The sequence below is a fragment of the Lentimicrobiaceae bacterium genome (genome assembly GCA_023227965.1).
GTDB lineage: Bacteria > Bacteroidota > Bacteroidia > Bacteroidales > JALOCA01 > JALOCA01.
In genome coordinates this window covers 39,397-55,518 of the sequence record JALOCA010000004.1, presented here as the reverse complement: position 1 = coordinate 55,518, position 16,122 = coordinate 39,397, and the positions used below count along the sequence as shown (strand labels likewise).

14 protein-coding genes and 1 other RNA gene are annotated in these 16,122 nt (G+C 38.0%); 4 read left to right on the top strand and 11 right to left on the bottom strand.

The genetic code is table 11. The features are described from left to right. Positions 1 to 78: 78 nt before the first annotated feature. The 9 genes from M0R21_02400 to M0R21_02360 all read right to left on the bottom strand — a co-directional run bounded on the left by M0R21_02400 (position 79) and on the right by M0R21_02360 (position 11,237). Complete coding sequence (locus M0R21_02400; GenBank protein ID MCK9616662.1) at positions 79 to 3,114, bottom strand: tetratricopeptide repeat protein; 3,036 nt, start codon at positions 3,112 to 3,114, stop codon at positions 79 to 81. 144 nt (positions 3,115 to 3,258) lie between these two features. Continuing rightward, positions 3,259 to 3,643, bottom strand: an RNA gene (gene rnpB, locus M0R21_02395) — RNase P RNA component class A. A gap of 33 nt (positions 3,644 to 3,676) precedes the next feature. Continuing rightward, positions 3,677 to 4,972: a bifunctional folylpolyglutamate synthase/dihydrofolate synthase gene (locus M0R21_02390; protein MCK9616661.1), complete on the bottom strand. Its 1,296-nt coding sequence runs from the start codon at positions 4,970 to 4,972 to the stop codon at positions 3,677 to 3,679. Next, a complete protein-coding gene (locus M0R21_02385) occupies positions 4,972 to 5,823 on the bottom strand; it encodes a hypothetical protein (protein ID MCK9616660.1) in 852 nt (283 codons plus the stop codon). Before M0R21_02385 ends, M0R21_02390 begins: the two co-directional genes overlap by 1 nt. Further along, positions 5,816 to 6,226 carry a biopolymer transporter ExbD gene (locus M0R21_02380; GenBank protein MCK9616659.1) on the bottom strand — a complete coding sequence of 137 codons (411 nt, stop codon included), beginning with the start codon at positions 6,224 to 6,226 and terminating at the stop codon, positions 5,816 to 5,818. Before M0R21_02380 ends, M0R21_02385 begins: the two co-directional genes overlap by 8 nt. Further along, positions 6,223 to 6,966: a MotA/TolQ/ExbB proton channel family protein gene (locus tag M0R21_02375; GenBank protein MCK9616658.1), complete on the bottom strand. Its 744-nt coding sequence runs from the start codon at positions 6,964 to 6,966 to the stop codon at positions 6,223 to 6,225. Before M0R21_02375 ends, M0R21_02380 begins: the two co-directional genes overlap by 4 nt. Before the next feature lie 139 nt (positions 6,967 to 7,105). Beyond that, on the bottom strand, positions 7,106 to 9,085 hold the full coding sequence (locus M0R21_02370) for a KUP/HAK/KT family potassium transporter (GenBank protein MCK9616657.1): 1,980 nt from the start codon (positions 9,083 to 9,085) through the stop codon (positions 7,106 to 7,108). Positions 9,086 to 9,145: 60 nt separating this feature from the next. Further along, positions 9,146 to 9,790 carry a DedA family protein gene (locus M0R21_02365; protein ID MCK9616656.1) on the bottom strand — a complete coding sequence of 215 codons (645 nt, stop codon included), beginning with the start codon at positions 9,788 to 9,790 and terminating at the stop codon, positions 9,146 to 9,148. Positions 9,791 to 9,821: 31 nt separating this feature from the next. After that, positions 9,822 to 11,237, bottom strand: coding sequence for an inorganic phosphate transporter (locus M0R21_02360; GenBank protein ID MCK9616655.1), 1,416 nt, complete (start codon positions 11,235 to 11,237; stop codon positions 9,822 to 9,824). Between the two features lie 260 nt (positions 11,238 to 11,497). Here M0R21_02360 and M0R21_02355 point away from each other — a divergent pair, with 260 nt between their 5' ends. The 4 genes from M0R21_02355 to M0R21_02340 are packed head-to-tail and all read left to right on the top strand — an operon-like array spanning position 11,498 to position 13,655. Continuing rightward, a complete protein-coding gene (locus M0R21_02355) occupies positions 11,498 to 12,067 on the top strand; it encodes an RNA polymerase sigma factor (protein ID MCK9616654.1) in 570 nt (189 codons plus the stop codon). Positions 12,068 to 12,123: 56 nt separating this feature from the next. Beyond that, entirely contained in the window at positions 12,124 to 12,591 is a 468-nt protein-coding gene (locus M0R21_02350; GenBank protein ID MCK9616653.1) for a hypothetical protein, read from the top strand. Positions 12,592 to 12,595: 4 nt separating this feature from the next. After that, positions 12,596 to 13,138 carry a periplasmic heavy metal sensor gene (locus M0R21_02345; GenBank protein MCK9616652.1) on the top strand — a complete coding sequence of 181 codons (543 nt, stop codon included), beginning with the start codon at positions 12,596 to 12,598 and terminating at the stop codon, positions 13,136 to 13,138. A gap of 13 nt (positions 13,139 to 13,151) precedes the next feature. Continuing rightward, entirely contained in the window at positions 13,152 to 13,655 is a 504-nt protein-coding gene (locus M0R21_02340; protein ID MCK9616651.1) for a Spy/CpxP family protein refolding chaperone, read from the top strand. 98 nt (positions 13,656 to 13,753) lie between these two features. Here the strand turns inward: M0R21_02340 and M0R21_02335 are convergent, their stop codons facing one another. Then, on the bottom strand, positions 13,754 to 14,839 hold the full coding sequence (locus M0R21_02335) for an anhydro-N-acetylmuramic acid kinase (GenBank protein MCK9616650.1): 1,086 nt from the start codon (positions 14,837 to 14,839) through the stop codon (positions 13,754 to 13,756). Continuing rightward, a complete protein-coding gene (locus tag M0R21_02330) occupies positions 14,829 to 16,121 on the bottom strand; it encodes a UDP-N-acetylmuramoyl-tripeptide--D-alanyl-D-alanine ligase (GenBank protein MCK9616649.1) in 1,293 nt (430 codons plus the stop codon). The genes M0R21_02335 and M0R21_02330 overlap by 11 nt, the downstream gene beginning before the upstream one ends. Position 16,122 lies beyond the last annotated feature (1 nt).

The window sequence follows — 16,122 nt, the reverse complement described above, 5'->3', positions numbered from 1 at the left end:
TCCGTGTTTATCATTATTAACCGGAACGAACGTTGCATGGAAAAATATATGGAGTTGGATTTCATTTTTAGCTTGTTTTTAATTGTTTATTGTCGGTTTTTCACTACTAATAATGGCGTTTAGCTTCTCTTTGGCAATAGATTTTAGGTCTTCGCCTTCATAATTATCAATAATACTTTGCAGGGTTTGTTTCGCCTGAAAAAGATTACCTGTTTGTACATAAATATCACCCAACAGAATGAAACCGCTGGCAACCCAAAAGTCGTATGATGTAAAGTTTTCGGAAAGTGCAAAAACTTTTTTCTCAGCTTCCTGGTACTTTTGTTGTTCGAAAGCTATTTTAGCCAGATAGTAATTTGCTTCGGCACCCCGTTCTCCCTGTGAGAGTTGCAATGTGTTTTCAAATGAACGGGTTGCTTTGCCCATGTCTTTAAGAGCATAGGCTGAATGGGCAATGAGCAGTTGTGTTTCAGACTGTAACGATGCAGAAATTTTTTCTGCTGAAAGTAATTTATCGGCGGTAATCATTACTGAATCGTAGTTGGACAAACGATAATAACATCGCATTTGCCCGGCAGTAGCCTCCGTCCGGATATTGTTTTGTTCTGCCGATTCGTAAAGCCGTTTAAAAGCAATAAGCGCATCGGAATATTTTTTATCGGAATATTGTATTTCCGCAATTTTGGACCAGGAACTTTCGGTAAAACGGTTGGCTGGCTGCGAAACGACAAGGCTATATCCGGTTAAGGCTTCGTTTTTTTTATTGTTATTATACAAGCATTCAGCTTTGTAAAAAGCAGCATTCACAATAAATGCACCGTTCGGAAATTTCGACAGGTAGTTGCCAAATTCTGTAACAGAGCTGTTGCAATCGCCTTTCATGTACAAGTTTTCGGCAGCAATATAGGAAGCAGAATCTTCTTCGGCCATGGAAATATTGGCAAAGGGAATGTTTTTGGCAAATGCAAAATAGTCATCCACCCGATTCATGTCAATATAAATATTTTTAATGGTAACCAGTGCTTCGCGGGCTTCCGGGGTATTGGGGTATGTATCAACAAGGTTGCGGAGTGTTTGCAGGGCAAGGTCGTTTTGTTCGTTGTTGTAATAAATCATTCCGTTTTTCAGTTTTGCTTTGATGGCAAAATTGCTACGGGGAGTTTCGCTGATGATACGTTTGAAGTAAATCATTGCTTGTTCATTATTATTTTGTACTAACGATGTAACTCCTAACTCATAAAGGGCGTCGTCATAATAAGCTGATTTTTTGTATTTTTTTATCAGTTCGCTCAGGGCTGCCGATTTTGGGTTCAGTTTTCCCTGTGCACCATAGGCAAGGGCTTTCTGGTACAGGGCGTAATCGGCATCGTTTGCCGATGAGTTTAATGCTTTATCGTAATATTCGATTGCTTCGAGGTATTGTTTGTTGGCAAAATAACAATCTGCGGTTCGCAACTGTGCATCGGCAATTACAGTTGGTTCTTCCTTGCTTTTTGCAACGAGAAACTTCCTGAATCCTGTTAAAGCTTCTTTATAATTTTTTTTATTTAATTGAATATAAGCGATGTTATAATTGGCAAGATTGTAGTATTTTGATTGATAGGCGGAGGGCAATAACATAAACGAGCGGTAATTCGACAACGCTTGTTCGAAGTCAGAAAGCCGGTAATAACTTTCGCCCAGCCAGTAACGTGCAGAAGCGGTAAGCCCTTTGTTCAGGTTGTAAGTGAGTGATTTTTTAAACATCGCTACTGCTTCTTCAAATTTATTGTCATTGTACAATTCTACACCTCTGTTGAATGTGATATTTTGGTAGGCTTCTTTCAGCCGGTCGTCTTTCACTTTGATATTTTCGAGAGAGGCAAAAGCATCTTTGTAATTGTTCGACGAAAGGAAAAGATTCACAAGGTAAGTGTACATTTCATCTGCAAACTGCGATTTTGGAAACTCACTTATAAACAGCTTTATAGAATTAATTGCGTCATTTAGAGGGTTTTTCGACAATTCGTAGGAGAGTTTTGCATAATTGTACAGGGCGTTTTCCCTGAGTTCAGGGTAGAAATCCATTTTCAAAAAAGATGCAAATGTGTTTCTTGCAAATTGTTTTTCACCTGTTTTAATGTAACAGTCGGCTAACAGGTAAAGCGAATTTTGTGTGAGGGAGTCTTCGTCTTTGGCAATTTCCTGAAAAAACGGAATAGCCTTGGGGTAATTTGCTGTTTTATAATATGCAAAAGCTAATTGGTAAAACTCAGGACGGCTTACCTGACGCGTCGTACGGTCGGAATACAATTCAAGATATGGAATTGATTCGGCATATTTTCCAGTTTTGTAATACGATTCTCCAACCAGGCGGGCAAGGTCGAAAATTTTCTTTGTTTTTTCATTTTCGAGCAGGGGTATGGCAACCTGCAGAAGCGCATCATATTCGCCTTTGATGTAATGTATTTGGGCTATATATAACGGAACCATATTTTTAAAGGTTTCGTTGGTTTTAAGTTTATTAAAACCCGAAAGAGCGGTTTCATAATTTTTATTCAGATACGAAATGTGGGAATAATAATACAAAGCCGGGGCACTGTACTGGTTTTCCGAATCTTTTATTTCATAAAAATTTTTCAATGCTTTTTCAAAATCATTTCTTTTAAAATAACTTAACCCCAGTTTAAAATAATATTCCGCGAGGTCACGGTTGTTCAGTTCGAAAATATCGGTTTTCTCAAAAGCGGCAACTGCTTTTTGAAAATCTTTTTGGCTGTAATAAAATTTGCCGAGTTGAAAATAGGCAACTTTTGTATTATTATTGTCGGGATGGTAGGTAATAAACTCTATCATCCGGTATTCGGCATCGGGGTGCAGCAATTCAAGTGCACAAAATGCGGCATAGTATTCTGCATCAATACGTATAGCATCCTCTTTATCCGGAATGGATTGCATCACGTTTTCAAAAAGTGCCTGTGCGGCTCCGAATTTCTGCACTGAAAACATTTCTTTTGCCAGCCGATAGTCGGCATAGGGCTGCAGTTCGCTGGCTGTATTTTGGGAAAAAACTTTTCCTGTATTGCAAAGGATAATGAAAAAGAGTAATGATAAGAAGCTGGTTTTAATTTTCATATGATTCTGTCTAAAGAAAGATAAAAATACTTGAAAAAAGAGACTGATAATTATACATAACCAATAACTTTTCAACAGGGAACTATTGAAAAATAACGGAGATTACAACCCAATTAGTATAAAAATCTTTGGATAGAAAAAGAAAAAAGCAATCGTTCCGTAAGCAGGATTCTGTTTTATTCTGTCATTTATCTGGGAAGGCAGTTGCCTGCCAGCTCTAACGACCTACCCCTCCTTTACTTCCGAAGAAACCGGACGAGCAATCCGGATTCTGCAAAATGCAGAAATTCAGGATATATTTGGTCTTTCAACCCATAAGGTTTACCCCCGTCACCGATCGCCCGCTGACGTCGTAGGCTCTTACCCCACGTTTTCACCCTTACCCCGATTTAATCGGGGCGGTTATTTTCTGTGGCACTTTCTGTTCCCGGAAAACCGGGACCTTCCCGTTAGGAAGTATGGTGCTCTGTGTTGTCCTGACTTTCCTCCCTCCAGCCGAAAACCGGAGAGCGACAGATCGAACGATTGCTGCTGCAAAGATACGAAATATAAAAGAATGCAATTAAACTACTTCGGCAACTACAAAAATACTTCCGCTTACCAGTATAAGGTCTTTCATCGAAGCTGCCTTTTGCGCAAAAGTATAAGCCTCTTTTACTGATGAATATATATTGCCATGCAAGCCAAATCCGGCGGCTTTTCCGGCGAGTTCGGAAGCATCGGCTCCACGAGGAATGTTGGCTTTGCAAAAATAGTATGTTGCATTCCGGGGCAACATTTCCAAAACATGATCAATATCTTTATCGTTCGCCATCCCGATTACAAAATGGAGGTGATCATACTGCATAAGCTGCAATTGGGAAATGACTTCTTGCATACCGTCGGGATTATGGGCACAATCGCAAATGCAAAGAGGCTGTGATTGCAGAATCTGCCACCTCCCTGATAATCCGGTATTTTTGTTAACGTTTCGTAGCCCCCGGCGGATGGAATCTTCCCCAATCTTCCACCCATTTGCATTTAATACACGGAGAGTTTGCAACACAGTACGAATATTCTTTAACTGGTACTGCCCTGTGAGGTCGCATTGTAGTGATTTTAAATACAATGTGTTGTCAGGGAAATAAATATCTGTAACCAGGCAACGATTTTTTTTATCATAAAGAGCATTACCGGTAATAAATTCCTTGTCGGCAAAAAATATGGAGGAACCTGTTTCCTTAGCTTTATTGATAAAAATGTCCTGGGTAGAGGGGTGCGTTTCTCCAATCACCGTAGGAATATTTTTTTTGATTATTCCTGCTTTTTCGAAGGCAATTTTTTCAAGTGTATTTCCCAGGAAATGAGTATGGTCGAAACCAATATTGGTGATTGTTGATACGATGGGAGTTATGATATTGGTAGAATCAAGCCTTCCTCCCAGTCCGGTTTCGATTACGGCTATATCAATCTGTTCTTCTGCAAACCATTCAAAAGCCATCCCGACGGTCATTTCGAAGAAAGAAGGCTGGATGCTTTCAAACAATTCTTTGTATTTGTCAACATAGTGGGTTACAGATTTTTTGGAAATTTTTTTTCCGTTAATGCGGATACGTTCTCTAAAGTCCTTCAGATGGGGAGAGGTATAAAGTCCGGTTTTCAGTCCTTGAATTTGCAAAACAGAAGCAAGCATGTGCGAAACAGAGCCTTTGCCATTGGTGCCCGCAATGTGAATACTCCGGAAACGGGATTGCGGATTCCCGATAGCATTGCATAGCTGCAGGGTATTGCTCAGGTCGGCTTTGTATGCAGCAGCACCAATGCGGTGATACATAGGTAACTGGCTAAACATATAATCCAGTGCCTGCTGATAGTTCATCAGTTACGGGTAATAAAAATATAAGTAATAGTGCCTTTTTGTTCTTCCGGGGCACCGGGTTTGGCATCAAAATGCGCCTTAATTGCTGATTGTTCGGCAAGTTTCCACAGGGTAAGGTCTGTAGTTGTTGTTCCTCTTGCTCCCGATTTTGCACGGGTAACTTCACCCTGGCGGTTTACTGTAATTTCAACCACTACTTTACCTTGCTCTTTCGAACGGCTTTGTGGTACAGGGATATAGTTAGATTTGCGTCCTGAAAGTGCGAATGAAACGCCACCTCCGGTGCCGGTACCCACACCAGTTCCCTGACCTCCGCCTTGTCCGCCTCCTGAGCCTTGACCACCTGAACCATAGTAGTTTTTTGAATTTGGGGTGCCATTGGGATTTCCCTGATCGCCCGGGTTTCCGGTAATTCCTTCATTTCCTGTTTTGGCTTTTTTCTTAAATAAAGCATTGGGATTTACCGTTGGTTGCGGCTGGGCTATTTTTTCTTTTGTTCTATCGGGAGAAGTTTTCAAAGAGGTTTCTTCGCCATTTTCTTCGCTAAGAACATTTTCATCAGGGGCTACCGCATTTTTCGAAACGGTGGTTTGTTCGGATACGGCTGTAATTTTTGTTTCTTTAAACTTAGGCATGGCAATTTCCTGAGGTTGCTCGTCGCCCATTCCCTCTTCAGAATTGCCCAGGTTAACTTCTATTCCCAAACCAGTACCTCCGCCACCATCTTCAGGAAATGGAGGGATCGGAGTAGTAAAGGCTACCCATATCATCAGCAGGAATAGTAACCCATGAAAAATAAGGGTTCCTCCGAAGCCAAATATTCTGTTACGTGTTTCCTTTCGTTTATCCATTGCTCCCCTGAGGCGATTTGGTTGCAAGTATCATTTTTACTTTCAGTTTGTTTCCTATTTCGAGTATGTTTACTAAGTCCTGTACACTTAAACTGTTATCGCAACGTAAAATCACGGTGGCATCAGCTGATTTTTGCAATTCTTTCTGTAATATGGGTTCTAACATTTGGAAAGAAACAGGCTGGTTGTTGATAAAATACTGTAAATCCTTAGTTACAGATACTGCAATTTCCTTTTTATGAATTGCCTGGTTATGCTTTGAACTGGGAAGTGTAAGTCTGATTACATTGGGATTTAGCAGGGTGGACATGATGAGAAAAAACAACATCAGAAAAAACATGATGTCGTTCATGCTCGAAGTAGCTACTTCTGCTTTGATATTATTTTTTCTGCGGAGTTTCATTTGGTGGGTTCTTGCAGTAAATCAATAAATTCCATAGCATTATGTTCCATTTTCTGCACAATTTTGTCTACCATGATATTCAGCCAATGGTAGCAAACAAAAGCAAAAATACCGATAATAAGACCGGCGGCACTCGATACCATTTTAGTGTATAGTCCGGATGAAACGCTTGTTATGCTTATATCACCGGCAAGCGAAATGTCATGAAAAATTTTAATTACCCCGATAATGGTTCCTATAAACCCAAACATGGGGGCAATCCCGGCGATGATGGCTAAAATGACAAGGTTTTTTTCAAGTTTGTACACTTCAAATTTACCGACAATTTCAATAGATTCTTCTATTTCCTTGAGTGGTCTGCCTATGCGCTTTATTCCTTTTTCAATCATGCGGGCAACGGGTTTATCGTTGTTTTTGCAGAAAGAAAGGGCAGAATCAATCCTTCCATCCATGATGAAATCGCGGATGTTGTTCATAAAATTAGATTCCTGCTTAGATGCACGTTTAATGGCAAGGTATCTTTCAATGAAAACATACACTGCAATCAATGAAAGTAAAGCAATGGGAATCATAATAGGTCCGCCTTTTATCACAAGGTCAAGCAGGGTTAAGGTTTCGCTGACAGGCTGTTGTACTAAAGGCATACTTACCTGTTGTGCTGTTTGTGTCAGTGTGTCGGTAACCGTATCCATTCCCTGAACCGGGGAGCTGGGAATTTGAAGTAATAATCCGTTAAGCATTGATTTTTATTTTTTTGATTGGGTAAAGTTAGATAATTGAATAAGCAGACAATGGAGGATTTCCTTTTTTTTGTTAACAAACTGATGTTAATACAGAAATAACTGAAAAAGAGTAATTTTATTTTTCAGTTTGCATTTTTTAATGGGGAGCAGAAGATGTATGCCCGTTGTTGATACGTTTTAATTTTGATAATTCGACTTCTTCTACTATGAGAGGGACTTTTTCAACTATCACATTGCTGGTGTCGAGTCCTAGGGCTTTTACCTCCGAAATTCCGACACGTTTCAGGATAGAGTAAATATCCATAATAAACTGATCGAAGGGCGAAAAATCGAAATCATAATTTTGGATACGGTCAATAATTACAAATCGGAAATCACTTTGAATATTGTATTTACGAAGTGAAGGATAACGGCTTACCACGTCTATCTCATCGTTTTTCACCAATTCTTCAATAACTTTTTTAAAAAACAGGTTCAGTCGGGGAACAACCTTGAATCCCATTTTGAAATCAACCCGGATAATGGAATCGGCAACAATGGTATCTACTTTATATTCAAGCGTGTGTGGTTCATCAAGAATATCAACATGTACAAACCAGTAGCAGTCAGCACGTTTAGGTTTTTTGTTGATAAGGGAATAGATGATTTTTTGCTCAATGTCAGTTTTGTAATTTGCACGGGTAATATACACAAGGTTGGTAGCGTATTTTGGAATACTTTCGTCGTTACGCAAGTCTTTCAGTATTTCAATATAGTCTTTGATTTTAACGAATTCGGTGAATCGTTTTTTGATATTTCTGCCCCGGAACCACACAAACATTACGATCGTGAATATACCGGCAAGAAGCAGGGTAAACCAACCTCCACTTGAAAATTTATGTAGGTTGGCAATAAGGAAAGAACCTTCAATGGAGAGATAAACCAGTACAATCGGAATAGCATAAAGAAATGAGGCTTTCTTTTTAGACAGGTAGAAAAATAGCAACATGGTTGTCATTAACATAGTGATGGTTATTGACAAACCGTATGCTGCTTCCATATTGGAAGATTCTTTAAAAAAGATAATAACAAAAATTACTGCCAGGAATAAGAACCAGTTAACACTGGGAATATACATCTGCCCCTTAATGGTAGTAGGGTAACTTATTTTAACCTTTGGCCAGAAATTCAATGAAATAGCTTCGCTTATGATAGTATAACTCCCGCTGATTAGTGCCTGGCTGGCTATTATGGCTGCTGCTGTGGATAAGATGACACCAAAAATTAAAAACCAGGGAGGCATAATCATGTAGAAAGGATTGATGCCGGTTATCAGGATATCTGTATGGGTAAGTATCCAGGCACCCTGCCCTAAATAATTAAGCAACAGACTTATTTTTACGTATCCCCAGGTAATTCTGATATTTTTTAAACCACAATGCCCCAAATCGGAATACAAAGCCTCGGCACCTGTGGTACAAAGAAAAACAGCTCCGAGCAAAATAAACCCCCCAGGATATTGTACAAGCAATTTGTAGGCGTAATAAGGGTTGAATGATTTAATAATTTCAGGATAATTAAAAATTTGTATAGTACCTATAATGCTAAGCATCAGAAACCAGCAAAACATAATGGGACCAAAAAATTCTCCGATAAATTTTGTACCAAACTGCTGAATAATAAAAAGAAGTGCAATTATGATAAGCGCAATAGGTATAACATTTACGTGAGGATTAATGATTTTTAATCCTTCTATGGCTGATACAACGGTAATTGACGGTGTGATTACCCCATCTGCTAATAAAGCAGAACCCCCGATGATAGCCAGAATAAATACCCATTTTCTTTTTTTACGAATCAGGGCATACAGGGAAAAAATTCCTCCTTCTCCCTTGTTGTTAGCCCTTAAGGTGATAATAACATATTTTAGAGTGGTTTGCAGTGTAAGTGTCCAGAAAATACAGGAAATAGCACCGAGAATAAAATCATGGGTAATCCCTGCATTTGCACCGTTTACAATGGCTTTCATTACGTAAAGGGGCGATGTGCCGATGTCGCCATATACAATGCCTAAAGTAACAATAAGCCCTGTTAATGACAACTTTGAAATACCGGACCTGATTTTACGATTTTCCATTGATTGGGAAAAAACACGCAAAAGTAATTAAGTTTTTAATCGAAAAAATTTTCGGAGCCATTATTTTTGAAACCTGTGACGCAACGCAGTAAACACGGGTGGCAGTAATGAGATGCCGATAATGGCAAAAATTACTATGGAAAAATTACTTTTTACCGAGGGTAAATTCCCAAAGAGATAACCAGCAATGCTAAAAAGACTCACCCAAATTATATTCCCAATAAAACTGAAAGTATAAAACCGGGGATATTTCATTTTTCCCACCCCTGCAACGAAGGGTGCAAAAGTGCGGATAATGGGCATAAATCGGGCAATAATTATAGTTATCACCCCATGCTTTTCGTAAAAAGTATGGGTTTGGTCAAGATATTTCCTTTTTATCAAACGATAATCTTTTTTATACACTTTGTCTCCTAAAAACCTTCCAATCCAATAGTTGGAATTATCTCCGGCGAAAGCAGCAATTACCAAAATAACAACAATATATATAATATTTAATGGGTTCCCGGGCATTGCAGCTACTGCTCCGGCTGCAAACAAAAGCGAATCTCCGGGTAAAAATGGGGTAACAACCAAGCCGGTTTCGCAAAAAATAATTGTAAACAGGATTAAGTAAGTCCATGTTTGATAATCAACCACCCAATTTCGTAAAACAATATCAATATGGGTGAGAATGTAGATTAATTGGTTAAAAAGTTCTAGCATGAAAAATTATTTACGTAAAAAGTGCGCAAAATTAGCTAAAAATCATGCGAAACAATAAAAATAAAATGGCTGAGAGAAATATAGTTACAGGTAACGTAATTAGCCAGGCAATGGCGATGTTTTTTACCGTTTTCATTTGCAGATTTTTAAGCCCATTATCAGCAACCATAGAACCGGCAACTCCGGATGAAAGTACATGTGTGGTACTCACCGGCAAGCCTAACCAAGTAGAAACGCTTATGGTACTGGCAGCTATTATTTCTGCGGTTGCTCCCTGCGCATAAGTTAAATGGGTTTTGCCGATGCGTTCGCCTATGGTAACAACAATACGTTTCCACCCAATCATAGTCCCTAATCCTAATGATAATGAGATCATTAAAATTACCCACCAGGGGGAATATTCTGTAAATGTTTTAATATTTGCTATGTGTTTTTTAAATATTTTTGTTTCGGATGATGGAATAATATTATTGTATTGTATATTATATTCGGATATCAAGGCATTCGATTTCTTTGCAATAAGGAGGATATCTTTTCTTATTTCAAAATGTTTTTTTGAAGGAACCTGGGTAAAAAGTGTCGCGTGGGATACATACGATTGTATGGAATCAATTTCCAATTGTATGGAATGGAAAGTTGCCAGTTGTTCTTTATTAAGTTTAGCTGAATCAATTTTTGAGAGGGTAAATTCTATTCTTTGTAAACTTGTAACAAGTTGCTGGGGTTTTTTTGTATGGTCGAGTGCAAAATGAAAAGGAATAATGCCAATTAAGATTATCATTACCAGTCCAATTCCTTTTTGTCCGTCGTTCGAACCGTGCGAAAAACTTACACTGGTACAAGTTAAAATCAAGATGCTTCGAATCCAGAGAGGTGGAGCTTTTTTTTCAGGAGGGTCTTTAAATATTTTTTTATTTTTTATCAACTTTTTAAGTATAACCATCAGAATAAAAGCAAATCCAAAGCCAAAAACCGGTGAAATAAGCAGAGAGAGACCAACATCGCCTATTTTATTCCAGTTTAAAACCACCGAGTGTCCTCCCGGCATTAGCATATAAGCAAGGCCAACACCAAAAATTGAACCTATTAATGTATGCGAACTTGAGCAGGGAATACCAAAATACCATGTTCCCAAATTCCAAAGTATAGCAGTCAACAGCAATGCCATTATCATGCTTAAACCATGGTAAATATTCTGATCTATAAGGGCTTCAGTAGGTAAAAGATTAACTATACCCATTGCTACTGCAATTCCACCTACATATACTCCTATAAAATTCCACATCCCTGACCAAATAACTGCAACTTTAGGTTTTAAAGAGTGAGTATAAATTACAGTTGCCACCGCATTGGCTGTGTCGTGAAATCCATTGATAAATTCAAAAGAACAGGCTGCCAACAAGCATATTATCAGTAAAATAGTTAACCAAATATCTAAACCGAACATGTTAATTCTTTATGTGCTTACATGATAAATTCATATTAAAAAATATAAATTTTGCGCAAAAGTAAACTGTACAACCGAGGTTTTTTTAAGCTAATGTTAATTTTAGGTTAATTTAATATGATTTTTGCGTTTTAATTGTGCAAGTATAATGCTAGTAATTGTATTACGCAAGTTTTCCCCATTTCTTTTGTCTGATGTATTATTGCAATTAAACTCCGGAATTCAAAAGTTGTCATAATAGAGATGCCAAGTCCATTGCTATGACCGAAAACGAACTTATTATTAAAGCCATTCAGAATGAGGAAAAAGCTTTTGAAATAATAGTAGAACGCTATAAAACAATGGTCTATAAAATATGTTTTGGGTTTATTCATAATACTGACGATGCCAATGATATTGCTCAGGACGTTTTTGTAGAAGTATTTCAATCGTTACCAAAATTTAAAAATGCTTCAAAATTTTCAACCTGGATTTACCGTATTGCAGTAAATAAATCAATAAATTTTCTCAGAAGTGTGAAACGCAGACAATGGATACAAGCATTTGAAAATATTTTATATTCAAAAAATTATGAAGAAAATGAGCCTGTTGCAACAGAAAACATGCATCCGGGCTATGCCATTGAAAATAAGGAAAGAGCCGCAGAATTGTACAAAGCTATAGAAACATTGCCTGAAAAACAGAGAATAGCATTCACTTTACACAATTTCGATGATTTACCATATAAAGAAATTGCCGCTGTAATGCATACCAGTTTGCCGTCAGTAGAATCGCTTATTCACAGAGCCAAGATTAATCTTCAAAAAAAATTAATTTACTTATACCATTAAATATTTTCAAACGCAAGTTTTATTAATAGCAGGTGTCGAATTAAAAAAGTAAGACAATGGAATGTAAAGAAGTGCAATCGAAAATGGTGTTTTATTCCGAAGAAAGCTTCTCTGTTTCGGAAAAAAGACTAATTACCGAACATCTCTTGACATGTCAACAATGCAATTTACTATTTAATCAATTGCAATCTGTTTTTCAGGAGATGAAAGAGGATTTGCAAAATGCAAACATCAATCCATATTTTACGGCTAAGGTAATCGAAAAGATAAAAAATCAGAATACAATCCGCTCAGCACCTATGTCATTTTTTTTAAATAAGTTAACCCCCTTGACTGTTGCTGTAATTGCAGGGATAATTGTCGGTATCATCATAGGAAATACCCTGTGGTATGGTAGTGTCCCTTTCACCGTTTTCTCCGACAGGGATACAGTTTTGGCAATTTCCGCCAGTGAATATTATCTTGATGATGATGGCGTTTTGCAGGAATCACTAAATACTTATTTGGACGTTAATAACAAATAAAAATATGAGTACCACAAGAAAAATAGCACTTCTTACGTGGACAGTAATTATTCTGTTAATCATAAATATTGCTGCCCTTGGCACAATGGCTTACCATTCCTTCAGGCATAGTACTCCCGAAGAACAAAACCCAAGAGGTATCGGTGGTGGATTCATTGAAAAAGAGTTGCAATTAAGCCCTATGCAGAAAACTCAGTTTAAGACATTAAGAATGGAGTTTTTTTCTTCATCTTCTGAAATTTTTAAACAGCAGCGCGAAAACAAGCAAAAAATGATTCGGGAACTTTCGAATGATACTCCCGATACTTCTGAGTTGCATGCAATAGCACTTTCGATGGGGGAGTTACATAAACAATTGAAAATAAATACATACAGACACTTTATTGCTCTACAAAAAATATGTACTCCCACACAACGCAAAAAATTAAAAACGCTTCTGAACAAAATTCCACAACTTAACGATGCCAAACCGGGAAAAGAAATGCAATACAGGCATCACCATGGCTGGAAAAATCAGCAACAAAGAATAAATAAAGATAATAACTAATAATCAATCAATCATGAAAACTATGAAAATGATAACGGCTGTACTTTTTATGCTGGCTTTTATGGCAGCAAATACAGCCATTGCACAACCTGGAAGCGGGTATGGCAAACAACGGCTCGATGAAAAAAACTGTAATAGAGCATACTATAACCATAGTTTGCCAAATTTGTCTGAAGATCAGCAGACAAAAATTGAAAAACTCCACGATCAACATTTCAAATCTATGCAGGCAATCCGCGACCAGATGGCAGAAAAGAAAGCCAGGCTGAACACATTAAACCATGCCGATAAACCGGATATGGATGCCATTAACAAAGTAATTGAAGATATCGGGCAGCTAAAAGTGCAAATGATGAAGAAAAAGATTACGCATCGCTTGGAAATCAGGAATTTGCTTACTGATGAACAAAAAATTGTTTTTGACAAACAACCAATGGGTAAAATGCACAAAAAACATTTTCGCAGTGGCAAACAGGGCAGAGGCAATCAAAACTGTCCTTATAATAACCAGAATTAAAATAACTTACAATATTTGTCTGAAAGAAGCAGGGCAGCAGATTAATAGTTGCTCTGTTTTTTGTTTTGATAAAAAAATTAAAACGCAATTACACAAAATTAGGGTTCATAAACACATCCTCCCGTATTGTCAATACGTGCACCGGTTACCGATTGCAAACAATTGGCTTTTTTCTGCATCCGCAGTATTCCCAGAAACGCAAAAATGAGAGCTTCTTTATAATCAATAATCAGATTATTGGGTATATACAAATGGCTGTTGCAGTATTTTCGGAGCAGTTTTGTCAGAAAAATATTTTTTGCCCCGCCTCCCGTTACCAAAGTGGTATGTTCACTTGTATTGCCAGAAATAGAATTAATTACAACAGAAATCTGGTATGCAGCATGTTCCGTTACTGTCCGAATCAAGTCGGGTATGGGAAGTGAATATTGCTGCAAAAGTGGAAATACATTTTTTTCAACCCATTCTTTACCCAGTGATTTGGGTGGAGGTGTTTTATAAAATGCGAGTTGGTTTAATGCCTGAAAAAGTTCCAAATGTAATTTACCTGTGCGGGCAAGTTCCCCGTTTTCATCAAATTTTTTGCCGAGTAATTCTGATAAATGATTGATAACGATATTTACAGGGCAGATGTCAAATGCAATACGTTTATAAAAAGCATTATAAGAAATATTGGCAAAGCCACCCAGGTTAATACAACAATCATAATCAGGAAATAACAATTTATCGCCAATGGGTACCAGGGGTGCTCCCTGCCCGCCCAGTGCTACATCAAGAGAACGAAAATCGCAGACAACGGCAATGCCGGTTTCGGCTGCAATAGAAGCACCCTCACCGATTTGTAATGTAAAACCTTTATCTGGTTGGTGAAAAATAGTATGCCCGTGGCAGGCAATAAAATCGGGTTTCAATGTGTAACTGGTGATAAACTCTTTGACTGTTTTCCCAATGAAATGACCCAATTCTACATGCGTTTGCGCTAAGGTAAGGGCATTTTTCCCAGGTAGCTCGCTGAGTTTCTTTTTCCATTGTGCATCGTAGTCATAGGTTTGCGCCCTGATGATTTGGAACGACCATTTTCCGTTTTCTTCTGTAAATTCGCAATATGCCATATCAAGCCCGTCGAGCGAAGTGCCCGACATGATACCTATGGTTTTCCATGTGGATTGAGGTTTATAGCACATCGGTAATATCTTCTAAATGAATTCCTCTCGAACCTTTTATCAAAAGGCAGGTGTTTTCAATATTCTGTTGCTGAATAAATTTTTTTGCCTGTGCTACATCTGCAAAGCAATGAAAACTGGTATTTGTATTGACTTTGCAAAATTGGGAACCTATTAAAATAACCTTGATCAAACCTTTATTTTCTATTTCTTTAATAATAGTTTGGTGTTCTTTCTCGCTTTCCGTACCCAGTTCAAGCATATCGCCAAGGATGAGCATTTTTCTTGCAAATTGCAGGGTGGAGAAATTGTCAATTGCTGCTGACATGCTGGTTGGATTGGCATTATACATGTCGAGGACAAGGGTGTTTTTAGCAGTTTGCAGCATCTGCGATCGGTTATTGGAAGGACGATAATTTTCGATGGTATTTTTTATTGCCGAAAAAGAAACACCGAAATAAGTTCCGACAGCGATAGCCGCTTGGATATTTTCAGAGTTATAATTGCCTATCAGATGGGTAGATATGTTATAGTTTTTTTCTCCGGTATTGACCATTATTTTTACAAAAGGATTGTTTTCAATCGTTTTTACCGAATAACTTGACAAGGAATTTTTACCATATTCAATCGTCTGTACCCCGTTGAGGTTTTGCATAAGCAACAAGTTGTCGCTGTTAACAAAGGCTTTTCCGTTATTTTGGCAAAGAAATCTGTATAGTTCTGTTTTTGTCGCAATTACTCCATCAAAGCTGCCAAAACCTTCCAGATGGGCTTTCCCGATGTTGGTAATCAACCCATAGGTGGGTTTTGCCAAATGGCACAAAAATTCAATTTCCCCGGGATGATTGGCTCCCATTTCAACGACCGCAATTTCTGTTTTTTTCGAAATGGATAGTAGGGTGAGAGGAACTCCGATGTGGTTGTTGAGGTTGCCTGCTGTGGCAATAAGGGCGTATTTTTGTTTTAATACATTGCTTATAAGCTCTTTGGAAGTAGTTTTCCCATTGGTCCCCGTGATGGCTATTACGGGGATTTCAAATTGCATACGATGAAAAGTAGCGAGTTGCTGAAGGGTTTGTAATACATTGTCGGTCAAAAGACAGCGGTCGTTTGTAGCGTATCCTGCATCATCAACTACGGCATAGGCGGCTCCGGCATCAAGAGCTGATTGTGCAAAAATATTTCCATTGAAATTTTCTCCTTTTAATGCAAAGAAAATACATCCCGGAATAATTTTCCTGCTGTCGGTTACGATGGCAGGGTGACGGGTAAAAATTTTATAAATACATTCAATATCAATCATT